General features: G+C 34.8%; 15 protein-coding genes and 2 CRISPR repeat arrays. All 15 genes read left to right on the top strand.

Features of this window, described 5'->3' with window-relative positions; genetic code table 11:
- Nucleotides 1–4: 4 nt before the first annotated feature.
- The 15 genes from ACFPOH_RS01710 to cmr6 all read left to right on the top strand — a co-directional run bounded on the left by ACFPOH_RS01710 (nt 5) and on the right by cmr6 (nt 20,053).
- A complete protein-coding gene (locus ACFPOH_RS01710; RefSeq protein ID WP_390308701.1) occupies nt 5–2,008 on the top strand; it encodes a hypothetical protein in 2,004 nt (667 codons plus the stop codon).
- Nucleotides 1,995–2,948 (top strand): CRISPR-associated protein, encoded by a 954-nt coding sequence (locus ACFPOH_RS01705; protein ID WP_390308700.1) that lies wholly within the window; start codon nt 1,995–1,997, stop codon nt 2,946–2,948. The genes ACFPOH_RS01710 and ACFPOH_RS01705 overlap by 14 nt, the downstream gene beginning before the upstream one ends.
- 17 nt (nt 2,949–2,965) lie before the next feature.
- A complete protein-coding gene (cas5, locus tag ACFPOH_RS01700; RefSeq protein WP_390308699.1) occupies nt 2,966–3,649 on the top strand; it encodes a CRISPR-associated protein Cas5 in 684 nt (227 codons plus the stop codon).
- Complete coding sequence (gene cas3 / locus ACFPOH_RS01695) at nt 3,637–6,015, top strand: CRISPR-associated helicase Cas3' (RefSeq protein ID WP_390308698.1); 2,379 nt, start codon at nt 3,637–3,639, stop codon at nt 6,013–6,015. The genes cas5 and cas3 overlap by 13 nt, the downstream gene beginning before the upstream one ends.
- Before the next feature lie 19 nt (nt 6,016–6,034).
- On the top strand, nt 6,035–6,550 hold the full coding sequence (gene cas4 / locus ACFPOH_RS01690; RefSeq protein ID WP_390308709.1) for a CRISPR-associated protein Cas4: 516 nt from the start codon (nt 6,035–6,037) through the stop codon (nt 6,548–6,550).
- A complete protein-coding gene (gene cas1b / locus ACFPOH_RS01685) occupies nt 6,547–7,557 on the top strand; it encodes a type I-B CRISPR-associated endonuclease Cas1b (protein WP_141601271.1) in 1,011 nt (336 codons plus the stop codon). Before cas4 ends, cas1b begins: the two co-directional genes overlap by 4 nt.
- A gap of 74 nt (nt 7,558–7,631) precedes the next feature.
- Nucleotides 7,632–7,895 carry a CRISPR-associated endonuclease Cas2 gene (cas2, locus tag ACFPOH_RS01680; RefSeq protein ID WP_141601270.1) on the top strand — a complete coding sequence of 88 codons (264 nt, stop codon included), beginning with the start codon at nt 7,632–7,634 and terminating at the stop codon, nt 7,893–7,895.
- 178 nt (nt 7,896–8,073) lie between these two features.
- Nucleotides 8,074–11,430: a CRISPR direct-repeat array (repeat unit 30 nt; unit sequence GTTTTGATCTTACCTATGAGGGATTGAAAT).
- 265 nt (nt 11,431–11,695) lie between these two features.
- On the top strand, nt 11,696–12,889 hold the full coding sequence (locus tag ACFPOH_RS01675) for a CRISPR-associated protein (RefSeq protein ID WP_390308696.1): 1,194 nt from the start codon (nt 11,696–11,698) through the stop codon (nt 12,887–12,889).
- A 16-nt stretch (nt 12,890–12,905) separates the two neighbouring features.
- Entirely contained in the window at nt 12,906–14,192 is a 1,287-nt protein-coding gene (csx2, locus tag ACFPOH_RS01670) for a TIGR02221 family CRISPR-associated protein (RefSeq protein WP_141603301.1), read from the top strand.
- Nucleotides 14,193–15,098, top strand: coding sequence for a type III-B CRISPR module RAMP protein Cmr1 (cmr1, locus tag ACFPOH_RS01665; RefSeq protein ID WP_141603300.1), 906 nt, complete (start codon nt 14,193–14,195; stop codon nt 15,096–15,098). It abuts the gene before it with no gap.
- A complete protein-coding gene (gene cas10, locus ACFPOH_RS01660; RefSeq protein ID WP_342581483.1) occupies nt 15,095–16,735 on the top strand; it encodes a type III-B CRISPR-associated protein Cas10/Cmr2 in 1,641 nt (546 codons plus the stop codon). The genes cmr1 and cas10 overlap by 4 nt, the downstream gene beginning before the upstream one ends.
- Nucleotides 16,716–17,849 (top strand): type III-B CRISPR module-associated Cmr3 family protein, encoded by a 1,134-nt coding sequence (locus tag ACFPOH_RS01655; protein ID WP_141603298.1) that lies wholly within the window; start codon nt 16,716–16,718, stop codon nt 17,847–17,849. The genes cas10 and ACFPOH_RS01655 overlap by 20 nt, the downstream gene beginning before the upstream one ends.
- A 2-nt stretch (nt 17,850–17,851) precedes the next feature.
- Nucleotides 17,852–18,766 carry a type III-B CRISPR module RAMP protein Cmr4 gene (cmr4, locus tag ACFPOH_RS01650; protein ID WP_141603297.1) on the top strand — a complete coding sequence of 305 codons (915 nt, stop codon included), beginning with the start codon at nt 17,852–17,854 and terminating at the stop codon, nt 18,764–18,766.
- On the top strand, nt 18,759–19,160 hold the full coding sequence (gene cmr5, locus ACFPOH_RS01645; protein ID WP_246045899.1) for a type III-B CRISPR module-associated protein Cmr5: 402 nt from the start codon (nt 18,759–18,761) through the stop codon (nt 19,158–19,160). Before cmr4 ends, cmr5 begins: the two co-directional genes overlap by 8 nt.
- A gap of 2 nt (nt 19,161–19,162) precedes the next feature.
- Nucleotides 19,163–20,053 (top strand): type III-B CRISPR module RAMP protein Cmr6, encoded by an 891-nt coding sequence (cmr6, locus tag ACFPOH_RS01640; protein WP_141603295.1) that lies wholly within the window; start codon nt 19,163–19,165, stop codon nt 20,051–20,053.
- Nucleotides 20,054–20,266: 213 nt separating this feature from the next.
- Nucleotides 20,267–24,678: direct repeats of the CRISPR family, unit length 30 nt; unit sequence GTTTTGATCTTACCTATGAGGGATTGAAAT.
- Nucleotides 24,679–25,058: the final 380 nt, after the last annotated feature.

The raw sequence follows: 25,058 nt of genomic DNA, 5'->3' as shown, positions 1-25,058 counted from the left end.
ATCAATGCTTTTGTCAGACATTATTAAAATCGGTCAACCCTTAATTGAAAGTGATATGTCACCAAGAGAACGCATCCAATTATTGACTGATTTTGGAAAAGAAGAAGTAAAAAATTTTTACGGAAACATTTTTATTGTAGAAATTAATGACAATCGAACAGCGTTTCAATTTAAACAATTTCAAGATGAACCAAATGGTCCTGTAAATCTAGAAAAAGCTCAGGGAATTCCAATTACACTTCCATCTGGTGGAAATCCTTTACATGCGCAAGGAATATATCCTATACCTGTTTATCCGTTATATGATAGACATATTAATGAATTTTTAGATGAAGAAAAAACGAGAAAGTATGTTTATGATCGATTAATTCGAACAATTCCATACATGGATCAAAAAGAAAAAATCGATAGGTTAACTGATCAAGTAGTCAATGTACTTAAAAATGAAGCAGTGAAATATGTTGATGAAAATAAACAACTCGGTATTTTAGTTATTATTGATCAATCACTGACTCTATATACGAATCAAAAACAAGAAAACACTTTTTTAATAGCTGTTAGCAAATTAACAAACCTGCCGATTTATATTTATTCGGATAAAATCATTGAAAATATCATTGAAGCCCGTTTTCTTGAGGCAACAGAGTTAGGCAGTGCAAAAAACGAAATTTCGACAATTTCAAATGAATTTTCGGAAGAACTAGTTTCTGCTTATAACAAAGGATGGTTGTGGCTAAGTCCAACATGGGATATGCCACGTTCGATTTATTGGAAAAAAGATGAATGGATTAAAGGAATTCGCCTAAATCGAAGTGAATATGAAGCATATTATTATGGGACTCAATTTCTAAAGCAAATACAAACACCATTAAAATCGACGATTTTAAAAGAAATGTTTGCACCGGTTCAAAATGTTGAAGCGAAGAAGAAAATGAAACTAGAAAGTTTCGAAACGATTTGTGGCATACCATATTTTACTCCTTTAACAAAGGGACGGCCTGTCGAAATTTATGAAAAATTCAAAGTGTTAAAAGAAATGAAAGAATCAGAAGAGATTTCAGATAGCGATTTACATTTGGAATTATTAAGCGGAATTCAAGGAAAGATTATATCTGAACTTACCGATGAATATCGTCTTACGATAATTTATTATTCTGGTTCATTGCAACGAGGTGATATTCATATTCGCGGTCAAATTGAAGACATTGTTCCGAGTGTAGCTTATGAGCTTCAACGAATTATCAAAAAGCTCTTAAAAAGACCTTTTATACAAATAGCGGAAAATTTAAGTGTTCCAGAAGAGCAATTACAACAAACAAGATTTAAAGTTAGCCACTTACCGACATTGCTAAGCAATGCTTATGGTCCTGGTTATATTTGGTCAACACTTCAAGCAGTTTTTCATCGGAAGCCAATTTCTTTAAAAAGAGTGACAAAACAAACAAGCCGGAGATTAAATGAATTAGCTAACAAAGAAGATTATTGGAGCATGAGGCACGAATTATTGTTTTATTTAATATTTTTAGAATTTTATAAAGAGTATTTTTTTAGAGTTTTAAATGAAAAGGAGGGAATTGACAATATGGAAAAATGGGAGGAATTGTTAGAAAGTTACTATGAGGGAAGACTAAAAGCTAAAGATCTCAATACAACTGAGAAAATTGGTTTTATCACGGGGTGTTTATTAAGACAGTTTGAACGTTCTTATCGAGCAAAAACCGGAAAGGGATTTGTTGATACTAGAGTAATGCGGTTTGGCAGTAAGTTAACGCCTGAAATGATTTGGAAAAACGGATTGTTACGTGTGCAAGAGCTTCAAAAACAATGGGATTTAGGAATAAAAGAAAATTTTCATCATGCGCTTGCGCTCGTTCTACAAGGAATAATTAGTTTAAAAGATTCGCAAGCATTAACAAAAGAAAAAGACGAATTTATGACAATGTTCTGGTCTGGATATTTGATGTTTCAAAAAATGATTAAGGAGGAAGTTGAAAATGTCAATTTATAATGGTGAATTATTATTTATTAAATCTGTAAAGGATGGCATACCAAATCGTGATCCACTAAATGACAGTGATGCACGCCGGATTTTTCCAGAAGAGGATGGGCGCATTTCACTATCTGATGTCAGCATAAAAAGAGATGTTCGTGACTTTGTAATTTCGTTATTTCCAGATGGCGGAGAAAAGAATCATGTATTTGTTCAAGCAATTATGAATGAAAAAGGAAAGTTATTAGGTAGAAAATCTTTAGCTATGAAAATCGCTGAAATGGTTGGAAAAGAAAAAGAAGCAAAACAAGATATGAAATCGGTATTAATAGAGCACGCATTCGATGTTAGAACTTTTGGGATCGTATATTCAGAAAATCCAAAGTTTCATTTGACAGGTCCAGTTCAATTTGGATGGGCTCATTCCATGCATCCGGTCGATACACATTACGTTCAAGGAACAGTTACGATGCCAAGCAGTGATTCGTCAAGTGGCGGAGAAGAAAAAACTCAAGGAACCATTTGGACAAGCTACACAGTTCCGTTTGCTGTTTTTGCAATGCCGGGAGTAATAAATACACAGAGCGCAAAACATACTCAAATGACAGTAGACGATCAAGAGTTATTATTACGTGGATTATGGCAGGGAACTCAAAATCGTCATGCTCGTGGAAGAGGGCAACAAGAGCCATTATTTCTTGTTCATATCGAATACAATGATCCATTTTTTAGAATAGGTTCACTCGAAGATATGGTTGCACTAATACCTGAAGCGGATGTGTGGAGAAATGATTCTAGACGCCCTTCATCAATTAAAGATATTCGTTTGAATGTGACAGAATTATTAGAAATGTTTTCGAAATTTGAACACAAAATTCATCGATGCCGAATTTGGAAACATCCATTGCTGCAAGTTGAAGGCGATGTTGCCCCATATCTTCAAGAAATCGCCTGGTAAAGGAGGAGTATCCTGCATTGAAAGTAGTTGCATTTGACGTAGCAAGTTCAATTGCACATTTTCGACGTCCGGACACAACAGCTACTCAATTGACATATCCATTTATCCCTCCAACAGTAGCAAAAGGAATTGTTGGTGCAATTTTAGGGATAGAAGATTTTGTAACAAAAGACCGTGTAGGCATTCAGTTGCTGTCCAAAGTTCAAATTATAAGTCAGCAATTATCTTTATTGGGCAAAGGAAGCGGAACAGTTTTTAACCGTCCTACAACAATTCAATTACTGGTACAGCCTGCTTACCGAATTTATTACGGCGGAGAAGAATATGTTGATATGCTGGAAGAAAAACTAATGAATCATCATGCCGTGTATACAACTTATTTGGGTTCTGCATTTGCATTAACAAAACCACGTTATGTTGGAACATGGCGTTTACAAGAAATTGTTCCTCCTGATTCAGTTTGTTATGCAAAAACGGTCGTTCCAGTTGATTTAATTGAAGAATTGAAAGTCGAAGCCGGTTATTACTATCAACGTGCAAATGGATTTATGAGAGAGTATCTTGGAAACCGCGCTTTCCAAAAATCGATTGATTTTCTATATGAGCAGAACGGAAAAAAAATAAAAATTCTTCCAAAGCAAGAAAATGATTTAGATATGAGTGTGTGCGTATTGGAAGGGGATTTGCTATGTCTCGTTTAATCAGTTTTGACGATTGCATCGCTCGTCCGGACGAAAATGGCCACCGGTATTATTTAAAAACCCATTTAGAAGGAGTGCGTGAATGGACGCGCTCTTTTTTTCAAATTGTAAAACTTGATAATGTTGAAAAAGCATTGATAGAAATAGCTGCTATTAGCCATGACATCGGAAAAGCTAATGTCGATTGGCAAGCGTACATTAACGGCAGGAAAAAAAGAGGTCCAAATCATTCTTGGTGCGGTGCAATGTTTTTTTCATATGTAGCTTATCATTACTTGAAAATTCTCGGTAAATGGAAAGATTACAAAATATTATGGCTTCAATTAACGCGGGATATTGCGGATCATCACGGCGAGTTAAAAGATTTAGTGGAAAATCAAAATGTTGATTCGATAGATTTTTCAAAAATGGATGTGGATGGAATTCAGAAGTGGATTTATACATTATTTCCGATAATTAAGGAACATAAGCAGAAAATTTCAAGCGCTGCATTAAATGATTGGGCAGATGATTTTGATGAATTTGTTGAAAATTTACTTTTTGATATACATTTGGAAAAGCGAAATGAAAATCAAACCATTATTGAAAAAATAGACATGCTGCAAAAATGGAGAATGATGACGTCGATTTTGATTTCATCTGATCGATTCGAAATTAAATCAGTGCAAGATAAACGAATAAAAAAACATGATTGGAATGCAATCAAACAGCAAATTGAAAACTTTTGCAAAAGCAATCGAAAGGGGTCGCTGGCAATTATACGCTCGAAAGCGCAAGAAGATATTCTGCAGCAATGGAAGACAGCGAAAGACTGTTCTTATTATGTATTAGAAATGCCAACCGGTTACGGGAAAACAGTCACAGCATTGAAATTAGCTGCAGAAATAGGCAAAGAAAAAGGGCATTCAAAAATTGTTTACGTTGCTCCTTATTTGTCTATTTTGGAGCAAAATGCGGAAGAGATTGAAAAAATTACAAAAAAAATGTCATTACAGCATCATTCAATGGCAATCTTGAATGATAAAACGCTAGAAGAGAACAAAGAAACAGATTCTCACTCAACTTTGCATATGCAAGCTTGGGCAAATGAAATTGTATGTACAAGTTTTGTGCAATGGATGAGGGCAATTTTTCCAAGACGAGCACAAGAGACGATTCGTCGAAGCTATTTAAACGGTGCCATTGTCATTATTGACGAACCGCAAATTATTGATGCAAGTGTTTGGAATTTGTTTTTAGTGGGATTAGAGTCACTTACTAAGCTGTACAATTTAACAATCATATTTTGTTCAGCTACAATGCCACCTTTTTATAAAGAACTAAATGAACAATCAAAACGATTATCAATTGCTTCGAAAAAAGAAGATGATCGCTATTATATTCAAAGAATAGAAGAGTTAACGAAACAATCGTGTGCTCAAAAATTAGCAATGGCAAAGGATCCAACTGCAATTGCAATTTTAAATACCATTCGCGATGCGATGGATGTGTATGATGAACTATCAAACATAAATAACAATGACACGTTCGAAACATATTTGTTGCACGGATTGATGATACCGATTCATAAAGCTATTCAAATAAATCGAGTTCGTAATAGTTTACGATCTAAAAAAACAGTGCGTGTCGTTTCGACACAAATTATCGAAGCGGGGGTGAATGTAAGCTTTCATTATATGTATCGGGCGTTGCCGATCATTCCTTCGCTCGTACAAGCAGCTGGAAGAGTGAATCGCCATCGAGAACTTCCAATCGGTCGAATAGAAACTAGTCAATTTTTAAGAAACGAAAAAGATACACGATTTATATACAGTACATCACTAAAGCGAATATCAGACGAGCTTCTTTTCCAAAAAGAAATTTGGTATGAACATGAGATGGAAGGTTTAGTACGGTTATTTTATGAAAAAATGTTTACGGAAAACAGTTATGAAGCAGTTTTGCAAGATATTCATGCAGCTTATCTAGGAAATTGGAAACATGTTTCACGTCACGACGTATTCAGAAGCGATGATTATTATCGCCTGCCAATTTTTATCCCATTTGAATGGAATGAAGAGAGAGTCAAATTGTTTCCAAAAGGAATTCAGCTGTTGCTGAATGAGTTTGAAATCGAAAATCCAACGCATATTTATGAAATTTTCTTAAATACAACTATGAGAAATTCATGGTCATACGAAAAAAATAAGCGATTTATGATTTTATTTAATCAATTTGTGGTTAATGTTCCAGTTGAATTAGCATTAAAGATCGTTCCGAAAGATGATTTTTTACAGTATCGTGTACCGATGCTCGAAGATTCTTCGCGTTATCAGTTTGATAAAGGTTTAATAGCAAATAATGACGTACTAGATTCAATTATTTAATATTCTGGAGGTGGTGATAATAAATTCTCAATTTCCAATTAACGCAACTCATATTTGGTATTATTTTATTTGTAAACGTGAAGTATGGTTGATGACACGGAATATTGCTCCAGATAAAGAAGACGAAAATATCGATATCGGCCGATTTATACACGAGTACTACAGCAAGCGCGGGAAAGAAGAAGTCGATATTGGCAGCGGCAAAATTGATCGGATAAAGAAAGTCGGAAATGAAGTAATTGTTCAGGAAATTAAGAAAACTTCAAAATTTAAAGAAAGCAGCTATTTTCAGCTTTTGTTTTATTTAGATCAACTTGAAAAAATGGGAATTCAAGCAAAAGGAGAGCTGTTGTTTTCTGAAGAAAAAAAGAAAGAATCCGTTGTTTTAACAGATGAAAACCGCAAGCAATTGCATGAAGCGATTTCCGAAATTCAAAAAATAGCAAAGTACCCTGTTCCTCCACCGCCGAAAAAAATCAAGTATTGCCGTTCATGTGCTTACCGGGAATATTGTTGGGCAGGTGAAGATGAATGAAGAAAACGCTGTACATTTTACGAAGCGGCAAGTTCAGACGAAAAGACAACACATTATATTTTGAAGATGCTGAAGGCAATCGAAAATTTATACCCATTGAAGATACGAACGACATTTTTATTTTTTCAGAAGTTGATCTAAATACAAGATTACTCGATTTTTTAAGCCAAAAAGGAATTTGCGTTCACTTTTTCAATTACTATGGTTACTACAGCGGAACGTTCTATCCTCGTGAACATTTAAACTCAGGGCATGTCATATTAAAACAAAGCGAACATTACTTAAATGAAGATTTACGAATCGACTTGGCGAGAAGATTTGTGAAAGGCTCAATGAATCAAATGAAGCAAGTGTTACGTTATTATGCGAATCGTCGAAAAGAAAGCAACCAAAAGTTTATCGAAGTGATTGAAAAAATTAATGTTCTTATGGAAAAAATCAATGAAATTGAAACAATAGCTGAATTGATGGCGTTTGAAGGAAATACCAGAGAGTTATACTATTCGTGCTTTGATGAAATTATAAACAATAAAGATTTTGTATTTGAAAAACGTTCGAAACGTCCTCCCCTAAATCCATTGAATGCCCTTATCAGTTTTGGCAATTCCTTGTGTTACACAATGGTACTTAGTGAAATCTATAAAACATATCTAGATCCAAGAATCGGATACTTGCATTCCACTAATTTTCGAAGATTTACTTTGAATTTAGATGTGGCTGAAATTTTTAAACCAATCATGGTCGATCGCCTTATTTTTCAACTAATCAATAAAAAAATGATCACACAAAAAGATTTTGAAAAAGAACATACCGGCGGAATATTATTAAATGAGAAAGGAAGACGAACATTTATAGAACAGCTCGAAACAAGAATGAGAACGACAGTCAATCATAGGCATTTAGGGAGAAACGTATCATACCGTCGGTTAATCCGATTAGAATTATACAAAATCCAAAAACATATTTTAGGAGAAAAACCCTACGAGCCATATACTTCGTTGTGGTAAGACAAATCTTTTGCAAATGAATATATTTATATGAATCATCTTTAGCTTGAGATTCAGAGAGTGAGGGTTGGTCGTTGTTTGTGATCCTTGTATATGACGTTGGAGAAAAAAGAGTAGGAAAAGCGTTAAAAATTTGTAGAAAATATTTACATTGGGTACAAAATTCTGTGTTTGAAGGAGAAATTTCAAAAGCCAACCTGGTAAAATTAAAAAAAGAATTAGAAATGTTAATTGATAATGATGAAGATTCCGTTATTTTATATACGTTTCGTTCGCAGAAATATACCGGAAGAGAAATCATGGGAAAAGAAAAAGCAACGACAGATTTTTTGATTTAATTTTGTCGTCGATCGGTCTCACGACAGCAACCCCGAGGGATCGACGACAAATTATTTTTGTATAATTTATAGAAATCCCAATAAAATCAATGAATTTCATTATTTTCACTAAAATTTCAAATTGACTATTTTTTAATAAAAAGTTACTATATAGCTAACAAATGTTGATTTTATTAGGGTTTTGATCTTACCTATGAGGGATTGAAACTCACCTTTTTTATTTCTATTATAACATGACTTCTAGTTTTGATCTTACCTATGAGGGATTGAAACTTGACATCGCTCAATACGTTTCCATTCATGCTCATACGTTTTGATCTTACCTATGAGGGATTGAAACTCGTCAACTTCAATTTCTAACAAAACTGTATAACCGTGTTTTGATCTTACCTATGAGGGATTGAAACGCAAAACTTGGTTATACTTTAAATGGTTATGAAATAGTTTTGATCTTACCTATGAGGGATTGAAACCTTTTCTTGCGATTCATCTCCAACTTACTCCGCTTCGTTTTGATCTTACCTATGAGGGATTGAAACTCTAAAAGAGTTATTACAGTAATTAAGCGTTTTAAGTTTTGATCTTACCTATGAGGGATTGAAACATCGCTTGCCATCTCTGATACCGATTTTGTATGCTTTTTGTTTTGATCTTACCTATGAGGGATTGAAACGGCGTTCAAGAAAGCACGGTTCGAAAGTATTGTGCATGTTTTGATCTTACCTATGAGGGATTGAAACTTTCTAACTCCAACCCAATCGACAAGATGAAGTGCAAGCGTTTTGATCTTACCTATGAGGGATTGAAACCAAGGTAAAATTGAAGAAATTGAAAAACAAAAAACTGTTTTGATCTTACCTATGAGGGATTGAAACACAAAACGGATGTTATCAACGCTGGCATTGAGCGGGGTTTTGATCTTACCTATGAGGGATTGAAACCCGTTCACCTCACCGTTATCTTGACAGGCGGTGATAGTTTTGATCTTACCTATGAGGGATTGAAACACAAGTCGTGCAAAGCGTTTTGGTTCGCCTTCAAAGTTTTGATCTTACCTATGAGGGATTGAAACTTTTGCAAATAAATACTTTGCAAGCGCTCAAACAATGTTTTGATCTTACCTATGAGGGATTGAAACAGCCATCGAAGAGCTTCGTTTCTCCATTCATTTAAATCGTTTTGATCTTACCTATGAGGGATTGAAACCCGGGTACCGTAGTAATCTGTCGTAATCGTAGCATTGTTTTGATCTTACCTATGAGGGATTGAAACTATCTTTTATCTCGTTTTGTGCTACACTTGTATAGGTTTTGATCTTACCTATGAGGGATTGAAACTTTATGAATATGATACCAACTATAACACTTCCAGAGTTTTGATCTTACCTATGAGGGATTGAAACCGAGAGTAGCGAAGCCACTACGTGAGCAATGCTTTAGTTTTGATCTTACCTATGAGGGATTGAAACAAATTCTTTTTCTCGCTTCTTTTATTTCTATTAACGTTTTGATCTTACCTATGAGGGATTGAAACTAAACACGAGCATTTGTCTATGTCAAGCTGGAGCGATGTTTTGATCTTACCTATGAGGGATTGAAACACATCTAATTTCAACCAACGATCAATTTCGTCTTCGTTTTGATCTTACCTATGAGGGATTGAAACTAGCAGGAACGGTGGCATTGAAAGCGTCCGTCCAATGTTTTGATCTTACCTATGAGGGATTGAAACATCCGAGTTGTGATTCAAGTTCGGCAATTCGTTTGTTTGTTTTGATCTTACCTATGAGGGATTGAAACGCGCTGTCGGATTAATAACAGGAGCATTCGCGTTCAGTTTTGATCTTACCTATGAGGGATTGAAACTCCAAAATCGATATTCAATGTTTTCGAAAGTGTTTGTGTTTTGATCTTACCTATGAGGGATTGAAACATGCTCAATATTGAGCGATATGACCATCTAATATTTGTTTTGATCTTACCTATGAGGGATTGAAACCAATAAGGAGGAAAAATTTATGAATAAAATACCAGTTGTTTTGATCTTACCTATGAGGGATTGAAACAAGAAAAATACAATCGAGAAATCATTTTTACCAATGGGTTTTGATCTTACCTATGAGGGATTGAAACTCGTGTCAAGTTCACGTCAAGCTGTGACAGGTTATGGTTTTGATCTTACCTATGAGGGATTGAAACTCCAACACTTTCCCAATCTTCAAAAACTCATCCCAGTTTTGATCTTACCTATGAGGGATTGAAACTTCCGTGGTCCAGCTTCATTCAAATGGTGAAGTCGAGTTTTGATCTTACCTATGAGGGATTGAAACAACATCTCCTCGCAATAACATAATTAATTAATGTTTTGATCTTACCTATGAGGGATTGAAACTGACAAGACCGTTACACTTAGGGCACTTCATTCCATCGTTTTGATCTTACCTATGAGGGATTGAAACCCGAATTAAAGCACTCGCTAATTCGACAATCAACCGGTTTTGATCTTACCTATGAGGGATTGAAATAGCCACGCTCACCGATCAGAAACTTTTCGCCTGACTGTTTTGATCTTACCTATGAGGGATTGAAATCCGTATTCCGCACTGCATACTACGGTCGATTGTATGGGTTTTGATCTTACCTATGAGGGATTGAAATCCATCCCCAAAAACAGATACTGTGTATGTAGTATCAACGTTTTGATCTTACCTATGAGGGATTGAAATTCGGCTCACCGTACACTTTTCTCATGATTTCTTCGGGTTTTGATCTTACCTATGAGGGATTGAAATGCTTCTACTACAAATTGAACTTTTTCCATTTTTAGAGTTTTGATCTTACCTATGAGGGATTGAAATTAGGCTTTGAGTCTTAATAATTCCTTGCGTTCTCTTGTTTTGATCTTACCTATGAGGGATTGAAATAGCTAAATGAAATTACAATACAATTTTCTTCATATCGTTTTGATCTTACCTATGAGGGATTGAAATTTCGCTTCTCTCCGCAGCGCCTTCAAGCCCTTCAAGTTTGTTTTAATCTTACCTATGAGGGATTGAAATTAGACTAACTCCGCCGTACCTCCTAACGTGTCCCCTCTCGTTTTGATCTTACCTATGAGGGATTGAAATTGAAGCACTTTGCCAATCGCTTCGCTTTCGAGATACTCACGTTTTGATCTTACCTATGAGGGATTGAAATTTTTCATCTGCTACCTGTTTTGCATAATCGCCTTTGTGTTTTGATCTTACCTATGAGGGATTGAAATTTAGATTCCAGTATCTAACTGCTTATTTACAGTTATTTCCTGGTTTTGATCTTACCTATGAGGGATTGAAACCGAGCAAATTGAATGACAAAGACAAGTGATTCGGGGTTCAGATCTTACCTATGAGGGATTGAAACCACGCTCAATGCGATCCAGGTTGTCTAATAACTGTTGTTCAGATCTTACCTATGAGGGATTGAAACAACATAATGAGTTTACACGTCATATAGACGTGTACGATGTTTAGATCTTACCTATGAGGAATTGTTGGCTAAAGGCTTGATTCTTTGTTTTGTTTCTTAGTCAACTTTACAAAAGGCCAAATAAAATTCCATTCATTTACCTTTTAAATTTTTTATGCTTTTTTCCCTCATTTTTTCCTCACTTTTTTTGTAAAATTTCAATTTTCCCCATATTTTTGTTGAATTTTTACAAAATTATTAAATTAATGAAGGATTCCGAAAAAATGTGTCAAAGTTATTATATAATTAGCAATAAAGTGGAAATTGTGTAAGAATTTTGGAGGAATTGTTGTAATGTATCATACTGTAGTTATTACGTGCGGAACGTCTTTTAATAATTCAAGTAATTTTTTTTGTTTTAATAATTTTGATAAATTTAAGGAAAAATCACTTAATTTATTTGATACAGAGATATCAGAAGAAACTGAAAATGTTATCAATAAGTGGCTTCATTTATGTATAAGGAAACATAAGCAAAACAAACTAGAGCCAAATCAGGTTAGCGCAGAATATTCAACAATGTATTCTTTAAAAAAATTAGGGAAGCTACATAAAAAACCAACCGTTGTTCTTATTGTGACGAACAGTATTGGCGGTTATATGGCTGAACGATTATTAAGCTATTTATTTAGACAAGATTTTAATGCGAATATAATGGTTACTTATGTCACATTTGATGTTTCGAATGCCAGTATCTTGAATCGACAAATTGGAGAATATATGTCTAAATTAACGCATGCATTACGTCAAGGGGAACCCAATACTACTTGCTTTGTTCCATTGGGTGGATATAAGTTTATGACTTCTTATGGTTATATTGTCGGCTCTATTTTGAAATATCCGACGGTTTACGTAAATGAACATGCGCAACAACTGATTCAAATTCCGTGGGTTCCTATCGATGTGGAAAAGTTTATCGAGGGGAATGCAACACTTCTTCGCAAATGTTTAAATGATTTTATTGAATTTGAAAAGCTGCATCATCAAGAAAAAGAAATCGTCTCATCTCATCCCTATGTTTTTGAGATTGAAGAAGGTCTTGTTGGCTTAACTCCATTTGGTCAATTTTTACTAGAACAAAGCGACCGGAGCCACATTTTCAATACACAGTATTATTTGTCTGATCAAGTTCGAAATTTGATAAAAAATCAGCAGGATCAATCTATTTTTGTTGCTCAACAAATGCAGGAATTAGTGAAAAAAATTAAACTGCACGAACATCCTGATTTAGAATTGATGCATGAAAAAGATTTTGATAAGCTCGACCGTTCAAAAATGAAATATCATTTATACAAAGGTGCTAGTAATGGAAGGCATGTATTTCGGTTGGCTTATCGGTATGATTCATCAAATCAACGGTTATATGCCAATTACTTATGGTTAAATCACGATTGTTACGAAAGAGAGGCTGCAAAAGGAATAGGGATTTATGACGATGAAGCCGATTTTCGCGATGTAACGGAAGAAATTGTGGGGAAATATTTATAGATCGGAGGGAGTTATTATGACCCGAAATCTACTGATGTCTTTTTTAGGTACGGGGAAATACATACCATGCTACTATGAGTATAACGATAAACGTTCTAAATTAACTCGTTATATACAAACGGCTATTTATGAGCACATTAGTTCTTATGTCGATAACCTTGAAGTTATTATTTTTTGTACAAAAGAAGCAGAAGAAGCTAATTGGTCTGGTTTACAAGAAACATTTAATGAAATAGCACCTCAAGCAAAAGTAAAAAATGTTCCGATTCCAAGTGAACAAGATGAAGATGCAACTTGGACATTGTTTGAGAAAATTATGGATGAAATTCAATATGGAGATAGAATTTTTTTTGACGTGACTCATAGCTTTCGTACTAATCCAATCGTCGCATTAATTGTTCTCAATTATGCAAAAGTTGTGAAAGGCGCAAAATTTGGTGGGCTAATGTATGGCTGGATTGAAAAATTAGGTAGAATTCCAGAAATAGAAAAAATAAATGTAGAAGAAAGAATTGCTCCCATTGTAGATTTGACAGGTATGACTAATTTACTAACTTGGACAAATGGTGCTGACCAATTTATTCGTACTGGAAATGCTTCTGTTTTATTAGAGATTGTAAATCAGGAACTCAAACATAAAAAAGATGATAAAAAAAGTGAATTGATTAATGTTAAGTACTTGATTAATCAGTTAAATACAGTTGGTTTATGTTTTGAAACAGCTAGAGCTAATAGCTTACAAACAGAAATAAATAAATGGAAGGAAAAAACTGAAGAAATAAAACACTCTGAAAACCAACATTTCCGTCAATTAATTCCACTAATTGATACAATTGAAAAGAAAGTTGAAAATTTTTCTGATGATGAAATCATGAATTATTATTACATGTCAAAATGGTGTTATGATCATGGATTAATTCAACAAGGGCTTACTATTTTAGTTGAATCGGTAATAACTGTATTGTGTAAATTAGTAAAAGTAGATGAGTTTAATAAAGATATGAGAGATGTGGTCTCCTCTTCATTGAATGTATATTTAGACAAAAAGCCTGAAGAAGAGTGGCAAGGCGACATTGAATTCATGAAAAAAGTTGTTAAAAAAATAAAACCTTATAGAGAAATGCTAAAACCTTTTCAAAAATTAAGAGAGTATAGAAACAACATTAACCACGCTGAAATGAACAAAGAAAGACAATTTCAAGCAAAAAGTTTTCAAGGAGCATTAAAAGAATCATTAGATAATTTGCGGCCGTTTTTCGAAGAAATGTCAAAATCATTAAATAGCCGAACTGAGGTGACATAAATGAATCATTCCCAGTTGCTAGAGCTGGCATTAAATAAAACTGCACTGCAATCAAAAACGTATCAATTGAAAACGATAACCCCTTTAGGAGTACATGGAGCCTCTGGAAGTCAGTTTGAAGCAGAATTTCGGATTCCTTCATTGCGTGGCGTAATTCGGTATTGGTGGCGTGCTGTTCAACACATGGATGAACCAAAAGAACTTTTACAACTTGAAACAAAAAAATTTGGCGGAACATCTGTTAATGCGCAAAAATCTCCAGTTGCTTTTGTTGTTGAAAAACCTTGGATTGTTAGAAACTATAAAAAATTTGTATTACCTCATAAGAATAGTTCTCCAATGACATGTTTGCCAGAACAAAAAGAAATTCCTGTAAAAATGTTGGTAAAACGTAATGAAGATGTAGCTTTTTATGAAAATGTATTTCATTTGTTTTCAATGTTAGGAAGTATGGGACAAAGAGCAAGACGCGGATTTGGCTCGATTCAACTTTCGGAATATGAAGATATTGATGATTTTATAAATGAACTAATGAGGACATTAAACTATTTTGGGATTGATGTAATGTTTAATTCAAGCCATTCATTGAAGGTTAGAAACTATGAAAAGTTATCTCATCCGACGATTGCATCTATATGGTTCGGGAGACCATATACATCGGCTTGGGATGTTGTTATAGCTTATGCTAAAGCATCCAGTAAAAATCAGACAGGTATGTTAGGACAAGTATCAGATAAAAAACGTAATAAAAAAAGATTTGCTTCTCCTCTCTGGGGTTCAGTAAAAGAAATAGGTGGAAAATATTATCCTGTTATAACAGAACTTCAATCGCAATCAATAACAAATATGAAAAAATACGAGAATGAACGCAATGAGTTTTTAGAAGTACTAGGAGTGAGCATATGAGTGAAAAACAAATGGTAGTTTTTTCGATCGGGCCTGTTCAAAGTTTTATTGCTTCCGCTCGCAAAACTGAAGATTTATGGAGCGGCAGTTTTATTCTTTCTTTTTTAATTGAAAGAGCAATGGAAACTCTATGCAGTCAAGGTTTGAAGGTTGAGTTTATCTATCCCAAAGCATCGGAAGATGATTTAAATCCAATGAAAAAAACGGGGTACAACGCAAATGTTGCTTCTTGGCCTAACCGATTCACGGCATTTGTAAATGGTTCTTTGGATGAAACGACGAATGTATTAAAAAAAGTTGATTCAGTTGTTAGACGGGAGTTTAACAAAATTTGCCATTATGCAATCAATGAAGTATTTCCAAAACATATCCAAACTGATCAATTGTTGAAACAGGCCAATCATCAAATTGAGCAATTGCTAGAAGTATATTGGGTTGTTCAACCATATAACGGCCATTATCGTGAAGAAAAATCAACACTTGAAGCGCGATTAAGTGCGGTTAAAAATGACAAAATTTATCATCAACTCATAGAAAGTGGATTTACTTGCACAGTTTGTGCCCAGCGCGATGCTTTATGTATGGAGCCATTTGATCAATATGAAACAATTTATGAACTGAAAAATAAAGTAAAAAATACTTGGAAGCATAGAAATGAAAAGTTTAAAGGAACCGATGAAGGAAAAGATGACGGTAGAATCCGCGATAACGAGTATTTATGCAGCATTTGTTTAGGAAAACGGGTTGCACGGGATTATTTTAAAGAAGTATATCGAAATGCCTCCTCTTTCAAGTTTTATCCATCGGTCATTGAGATAGCTGGAAAATACACGTATTTTGCAATTCTTTCGATGGACGGAGACAATATGGGTTCGTGGTTTAATAGCAACACTGCTGAAGAAGCAGGTAAGGTTAGTGACGCATTAGCAACTTTTTCTAGACGCGTCGTACCCGAAGTAGTACGGAAAGAAGAAGGGTATTTGGTTTACGCAGGCGGCGATGACGTTCTAGCTTTTTTGCCTGTAGATAAAGCATTACAGGTTGCGAATGAACTAAGACAAAAATTCGGTATGAAAGGAAGCGGATTACAAGGAGCAACAGCTTCGGTAGGATTGGTAATAGGTCATAAAAAAGCGCCGTTGCAGTTGTTGTTGCAAGAAGCAAAAAAATTAGAAAATCGCGCAAAAAGTTACGTTCATCAAGAACAAAATCAACAAAAAAATGCTTTGGCAATCGGTATACATACTCGCTCGGAAAAACATGAAACTGTCGTTCCTTGGCAAATCGACGGAATGCAAACTTCGGATCTATTAAACGAAATCATTGAATTATTGACCAATGATTTATCCGATACTTTTATCTATCGATTTTCTGAAGTTTTTTTACCATTGAATGATTATGATAGTAAAGACAAACATTTAATGGTTGAATTTGAACTACGTCGGCTGCTTAGACGCTCAATGAAAGTAAAAAAAGAAGAAAAAGAATTAACTAATATACTGGAAAAGTTAATGGCACTATATAAAAGCATGGAATCTGTTAAATCGTTTGTTATGTTATTAAGAATGCTAACCTTTTTCAAAAGAATGGAAAAACAAGATAAAGGCGGTAATAACCATGAAGACGATAACGCTTAAACCGGTCGATTCCTTTTTTTTCAGAGGCCATGCTTACGCTGATGCTGGCAGCGATACAACGATGACTGGCTTTTTTCCTCCTAGACCAAACACGATTTATAACGCACTAAGAAGTGCTTATATTTATACAAATTCATCATTTGAAAGCTTTACTAAAGAAGAAAACGAAGAACTAAAGCGCTGGATGGGAAGTCCTGATACTCACGGAGATTTTCGTATTAAGGGATTATTTATAAGTAAGAAAAATCAACTTGTATTACCGTTACCTCTCGATTATCAAGTTGTAGAAGATGATGAAAGTTTGACAGGATATCCGCTTCGTATAAAACAAAATGATTTTTTTCAGTCGTCAAATTCAACAGATTGGGCATTGTATGCAACAGTAAAAAATAAAAAATCAAAAAATGCTCAGGGTAAATTTGCTTATTTTGATCAGTGGAAACAATCGGTGTTAAATCAAACACCTATTCATCGATTGTTAATTACACATGATTTTGTTGATGAATATGCAAAGGTCGGTATACATGTAGACTATGTAAACAAAAAAGCAAAGAATGAATATCTGTATCGAATGAACATGCTATCGATGAAACCGGATTGCAGTCTTGAAGTATTAATTGATCGCACTCCTGATTTTACAAATGTACGATTTGCGAGGCTTGGCGGCGAGAGCCGACCTTGGATTGTGAAACAGAATTCATATGAGCATCCATTTTTTTGGAACAGTAAAGAACTTCAGGAAATTGAAAATCAATTGCGAGAAAACTGTATAGCTCGAATTATTCTATTAACGCCTTCGATTTGGAAACAAGGAAGCAGACCAGGAAGTTTTGATGAAGTGACTGGCAAATTAGTACTTCCTAATGATATTACAGTGGAACCGATTGCTTGGGCAGTTGGCCGTCCTGAAGTATTTGGTGGATGGGATATTGTTCGCAATCGTCCAAAACAAAGGCAGTGGATGGTACCAGCTGGGACGGTGGTATATGTACGCATTGATGAAGAAAAAATTTCAAAATTAATGAATTTAGCGAACGGGTTTCACTTTTCGGATGATTTAATACAAGAAGGATTCGGATTTTCAATTATTTCTGGAGTCGTTAAAGGGGGATAAAAATGTATTCAATTGCAAAACCTTTTTTACTACATGCAATTACATCTGTTCATGCTGGAAGCGGAAGTGAAATTGGAATCGTTGATTTGCCAATTCAAAGAGAAAAACATACGAATTACCCTAAAATTGAATCATCTTCATTAAAAGGTGCGTTGCGTTCACATTTTGAAATGGATCCTGAAGTTGACGAAAGCAAGTTAGAACTGGTTTTCGGGTCTAAACCGGATAAAAACAAAGAGAATACTGATAACGAAAACAATACTCAAGCGAGCGCAATTGCTTTTAGCGATGCGCGTTTATTGCTGTTTCCTATCCGTTCATTGAAAGGAGTTTTTGTCTGGATAACATGTCCACAGGTAATAAATCGTTTTAATGATGATTTAACAGCTTTTACACAGGATTTATCGATAGAAAAATTAGAAGTTCCAAAAGAAAACACGGTTTCTTCAGACCTGATGATGGTTGGAGGTAATAAAATTGTATTGGAAGAGTATACATTTTCAGTAACGATTGATGAAAAAACACAAAAATTAGCTAAACAACTTGAAAAACTGATTGGAGATGCTTTAACAGTTGATTTAGCTTCACGTATAGTGGTATTAAGCGATAACGACTTTGCTAATTTTGTAACTTTTTCCACAGAGGTAAATGCAAGAGTAAAAATTGGTGAAACAGGCACGGTTGATAGCGGAGCGTTATGGTATGAAGAAAATGTCCCGCCAGAAACGATGTTTTATAGTTACTTATTTATTGGCAATGTTAGAGGAAACGGTACAAAAGATTTATCCACGTCTGAACAAGTTCAGCAATTTATGAAAAATCATATGCCTTCTGTGTTTCAGTTAGGTGGAAATTATACAATTGGTAAAGGAATTATGAGAACCATTTGGCTGGATAGGGGAGATAATGATGAGTAACCGCCCAATATCGACAATTGAAGGTGGACGAGCTTCTTTTGCATTTTCCGAAGTTAAAAAATTTGTAGAAACACATCGAGAACATGCAAAAGACTATCGTTCATACGTTAAAAAAATGCCAGCGATGATACAAGTGAATGGATTAGGCCAAACACTTGCTTTTTATTATTCAAAAAAGAACAAAAAAGCTTATTACGAAATTTATCAAACAATAACAAGTTGGTTGAAAAAAGAATTTCCTCAATTTTTTACAAAAGAACAAACATTAGTAGAAGTTGTGATTAATCTCGATAGCAGCGATTACCGAATGTTCACAATAGAAGTGATGGCATTGTTAAACTGGATGCGAAAGTTTGTCGATGGTATGGTTGAAGTTAAAGAAGGTGAATCATAAAAATGGAATTCCATCCAATTGATACAAGAAAAATTTTCAAAGAATACAAAAACAAAAAACATCCTGCTGCTCATCTATGGTATCAAATACATTATGACCAATATAGACAATTGAAAAAAGGTGAAAAAAAACAAAAAAATGTGATTGATTTAGGTGAAAAAAAATATATTTTAAAGGATATTAAAAAAGATATAAAAAGGATTTACTTTCACCAAGATATTCAAAAGTTAGGTGAGCGGGTTAACAAAAATCGTTTATCTGCCTTAATGGAATTATCGAATGCACATTTAAGAATTTTAAAGGGAAAATTAACAAAATCAATTGTTCAGGGTCTAGGATATGAACATGTTAGAGAAACTTCCTTATCTATTCATCCAATATATGGTTTTCCATATATACCTGGTTCTAGCATTAAGGGATTAGTTAGACGCTGGTTTATTGAGGCTTTTTTAGAAGGCGATGAATCTCAATTAGTTAAATCCGATCGACAATTGGCGGAAGTTGGAAGAGAAATATTTGGGATTCAAGATCAACAAGGTGTATTACAGTTTTTAGATATTTACATGTTTAATAATGTAAAAATTTCTAATGATATTATGACGCCACATTTTAGTGATTACTATGATGGTAAAAAAGCTGCAACTGATACATTAGGACCTGTGCCAATTTATTTTTATACCGTTGAAGTTGAAGCACCTGAAATCGAGATATTGTTTATTGTAAGAGGTGGAAAAAACAGTAGATATCCGAAAGAAATAATCGGAAAAATCGTCGCCGATTGGACAAAAAGTGCTTTAGTAGAGTTAGGACTAGGAGCAAAAACTTCATCTGGATACGGTTTTTTTAATGAAGTAAAAGATGTCACAGAAAAAGTAATGACTAAACAAAAATGATAAGAAGAATTGCAATTAAAATAAAGGATTAAATAATTTGTCGTCGATCGGTCTCACGACAGCAACCCCGAGGGATCGACGACAAATTATTTTTGTATAATTTATAGAAATCCCAATAAAATCAATGAATTTCATTATTTTCACGAAAATTTCAAATTGACTATTTTTTAATAAAAAGTTACTATATAGCTAACAAATGTTGATTTTATTAGGGTTTTGATCTTACCTATGAGGGATTGAAATCTGGAATTTCAATCCATCTGTCGCCATGAAGCTTTCGTTTTGATCTTACCTATGAGGGATTGAAATCCGTATAATCCTCAGCCATTTCAAAGATTCGGGATGCGTTTTGATCTTACCTATGAGGGATTGAAATACGCTTCCGGAATCACAGAAGAAAAAATAACTCAACGTTTTGATCTTACCTATGAGGGATTGAAATTGTTTCAGCAGGATCTTCTTTGACGAATCGAATATAGGTTTTGATCTTACCTATGAGGGATTGAAATCAGTGTGACTTCTTTGAAAAAACCCATGAATTTTGCGTTTTGATCTTACCTATGAGGGATTGAAATAAGTTCTCGATCACCTAGTCATCAACTACAAAGCAGAGTTTTGATCTTACCTATGAGGGATTGAAATACCAAATACGAAGCTGTTATGAAGAAAGCCGAATTGTTTTGATCTTACCTATGAGGGATTGAAATTGTGCCTCAATGCCAAAAACGAAGTCGTTGCCGTTCAGTTTTGATCTTACCTATGAGGGATTGAAATCCCGATGAAGCTAGAAAAAGCGTGGCAGTTCGATATTTGTTTTGATCTTACCTATGAGGGATTGAAATACCCTGAAACGAACGAGCCTGTCCGTGGTGAAAAGGGGTTTTGATCTTACCTATGAGGGATTGAAATTGGAATAAAGGAAATATTCATTTCCTTCGTATCCACGTTTTGATCTTACCTATGAGGGATTGAAATACTGATGATGAGTACAAGTTGTTTTTGGAAGTGTATGGTTTTGATCTTACCTATGAGGGATTGAAATTGTTTCTTCTGGTACTCCTTCATCTACAGCTTCTTCGTTTTGATCTTACCTATGAGGGATTGAAATATTCGCCTTGTACCTCTTCGATAAATTGATTGATAAGTTTTGATCTTACCTATGAGGGATTGAAATTTTGTTGCTGTTTTTGTTGTTGTTGTACCTGCCTTTTCGTTTTGATCTTACCTATGAGGGATTGAAATACTGATGCATCGTTGATATTACCGAAACGTTTTAGGTTTTGATCTTACCTATGAGGGATTGAAATCAAGAAATCACATTGACAAACGTGTACGATGGCGAGGTTTTGATCTTACCTATGAGGGATTGAAATACCTCCCGCTAAACCAAACGTTTATCCCGTTCCAAGTTTTGATCTTACCTATGAGGGATTGAAATTAAATATGTTGGTGATAAAATAATTGAAGATAGTGGCGTTTTGATCTTACCTATGAGGGATTGAAATTTGACTGAAATAACGCAACAGCGGAAACAGAAGGTAAAGTTTTGATCTTACCTATGAGGGATTGAAATTTGCTGTCGGTGTAGGTTTAAAATACCTTGAAGCAAAACGTTTTGATCTTACCTATGAGGGATTGAAATGAACGTTTGAAAGAAATTGTTCCATTCGAACGAGATTGTTTTGATCTTACCTATGAGGGATTGAAATCTGTATTTTGTCTAGAATATTTTTGACCATCTTTGTTTTGATCTTACCTATGAGGGATTGAAATAGAGATATTAAAGAAGCGATTGAAAATTTAGAATCGTTTTGATCTTACCTATGAGGGATTGAAATCAGATAGGCACATTAAAAAAGTATTGACCGGCAATACATGTTTTGATCTTACCTATGAGGGATTGAAATATGAGAGCAGAAAAAGTAATCTTTAAGAATAGTAAAGGGGTTTTGATCTTACCTATGAGGGATTGAAATATCCATCCAAGCGTTTTCAATGGTATATCAATATTAGTTTTGATCTTACCTATGAGGGATTGAAATAGAAGTGAACGACGATGGCGGCGTTATTGATTCGGCGTTTTGATCTTACCTATGAGGGATTGAAATCCGGACCCGACACCACCACAAACACCGGAACCATCGTTTTGATCTTACCTATGAGGGATTGAAATTCTCAATTTCATCTTCATTGTTGTATCCATCACGAAGTTTTGATCTTACCTATGAGGGATTGAAATTCTCAATTTCATCTTCATTGTTGTATCCATCACGAAGTTTTGATCTTACCTATGAGGGATTGAAATCCAGTCGCAAAGCATTTGACAGATGATGAGTACAAGTTTTGATCTTACCTATGAGGGATTGAAATCCAAATTGTAAAATCGCAGTTTCATCCCAACCAGCGTTTTGATCTTACCTATGAGGGATTGAAATAGAGGACAGAAAAGGTTTTTCTACCTTGTACCTTTTGTTTTGATCTTACCTATGAGGGATTGAAATTATTCGTGGCTTGTATGACACCGAAAAGAAAATCGAGCGTTTTGATCTTACCTATGAGGGATTGAAATACGGATGGCAATGATGTACTGTTGTTGCAGTTCGAGTTTTGATCTTACCTATGAGGGATTGAAATCCGTACCGCTTGCAGTTCAAACATTCATAGCCATCTCGTTTTGATCTTACCTATGAGGGATTGAAATTCCTTTGTGAAATACTGTTTTATTTCAATGCTATTTGTTTTGATCTTACCTATGAGGGATTGAAATCAGGTACCAATAAGACGGATGTTATCAATGCTGGTATTGTTTTGATCTTACCTATGAGGGATTGAAATTATAAAAATAGTCTGTTTGTAAAGCGTAAAACATTTGCGTTTTGATCTTACCTATGAGGGATTGAAATTATTATGTAAAACTAAAAAAAGAAAATGGACAAATCGTTTTGATCTTACCTATGAGGGATTGAAATTCAGATGTTATTGACGGCGCTCCAAATACGCCACATCCGTTTTGATCTTACCTATGAGGGATTGAAATATAAATATATAAAAGGAGTGTTTTTGATGGTTGAAGTTTTGATCTTACCTATGAGGGATTGAAATTAAAAATGTGGCGTATGTTGCCGGCCTAGGTGAGGGGTTTTGATCTTACCTATGAGGGATTGAAATTCTGGTGGAAATCGGGCAAACGGATGGGCTATCAGAGTTTTGATCTTACCTATGAGGGATTGAAATTGACCAACAAAATGGTCGGCACCTTTGATAATTGCATGTTTTGATCTTACCTATGAGGGATTGAAATTCTAAAGAAATCCAAGAAGCGATTACACGTGACTTGGTTTTGATCTTACCTATGAGGGATTGAAATCTGTAAAAAGCAGTTAGAGCAATTAGCAATCAACAGTTTTGATCTTACCTATGAGGGATTGAAATTAAAGACGGGATGAACGAAATATCAGAGAACAATTTTGTTTTGATCTTACCTATGAGGGATTGAAATTTGAAAATGAATTTGAAGCATATGACTACGCGGCTCGTTTTGATCTTACCTATGAGGGATTGAAATATGGCTTTCGCCAGTAATCTCGCAGCGATTTCCTTGTTTTGATCTTACCTATGAGGGATTGAAATACGAGTTAGAAGGATATGATTTCCCGGAATTAAAAGTTTTGATCTTACCTATGAGGGATTGAAATCCGATACTTTCTTCTGAAAAAATTCTGGATTGACTTTGTTTTGATCTTACCTATGAGGGATTGAAATACCATAGCGCGCTGTTGTATTGGCAAATCTCTTATCGTTTTGATCTTACCTATGAGGGATTGAAATACTAAAATCAAGTTAATATAGTCAACCTCGGCACACAGTTTTGATCTTACCTATGAGGGATTGAAATAAGAGTTTGAAGGCTACGATTTAGATAAAGTATCTCTGTTTTGATCTTACCTATGAGGGATTGAAATTCTAAAATGTATAGTTCTTTTTATTTGCCAAAAGTTGTTTTGATCTTACCTATGAGGGATTGAAATTGGATAACTCCGCTATTCGTTTTCCAGTAAGCTGTGTTTTGATCTTACCTATGAGGGATTGAAATGGGCTCGCAGAAGGTATCGAGAAGAACATCAACGCCGTTTTGATCTTACCTATGAGGGATTGAAATTATTGATGGTACGTTGCTTATCATGGGATTTGATACGTTTTGATCTTACCTATGAGGGATTGAAATATGAGTAAAATCGCACGATTGACAAATGACAATAAATTGTTTTGATCTTACCTATGAGGGATTGAAATAAAGAACATGCATTAAAATATCTAAACAAAAAAGCTGTGTTTTGATCTTACCTATGAGGGATTGAAATTTCGTTCCGGACGTGACAACTGACGGCGGTGTTGGTGTTTTGATCTTACCTATGAGGGATTGAAATTTCGTTCCGGACGTGACAACTGACGGCGGTGTTGGTGTTTTGATCTTACCTATGAGGGATTGAAATCCCGGAATGTTACAGATTATGAAACTGAAATGAGTGGTTTTGATCTTACCTATGAGGGATTGAAATTTCGAAAAGTCAGAAGAGATAGTAAAAAGCGTGTGAGTTTTGATCTTACCTATGAAGGATGTTGATGGTAATTAATTTTTGTAGTGTTTGGCAATTAAGGTTATGCATAAATTTTTGCATATTTGACGCTTTACATGGAGTGGCGGGCATGATAGGCTACTTTGCCTTGCAAAGTCCAAATATAATTATGGCTTGCTCCCTTTGCAAGAAATCATGCCCGCAGAGGCTCCATGTCAAGCGATTATAGATACGAATAATTATTCAAGATATCGAATAAATTTAATTGCCATTTCATGCATTTTTTAATTGCCAAAAACAGAGTAAATCCAGCTTTGCCCGGCCATACATGATTCGTTTCATCAGCTTCAATCGGTGAACATGGCCTTCCACAACTCCGTTACTGTAGGAAGTACTAAATGCCAGCTTAATCGACTGTAAATCCCTAC

It is taken from the genome of Ureibacillus suwonensis (genome assembly GCF_042655065.1).
In the GTDB taxonomy this organism is placed as follows: Bacteria; Bacillota; Bacilli; order Bacillales_A; family Planococcaceae; genus Ureibacillus; species Ureibacillus suwonensis.
This window is presented reverse-complemented; position numbering and strand designations above follow the sequence as displayed.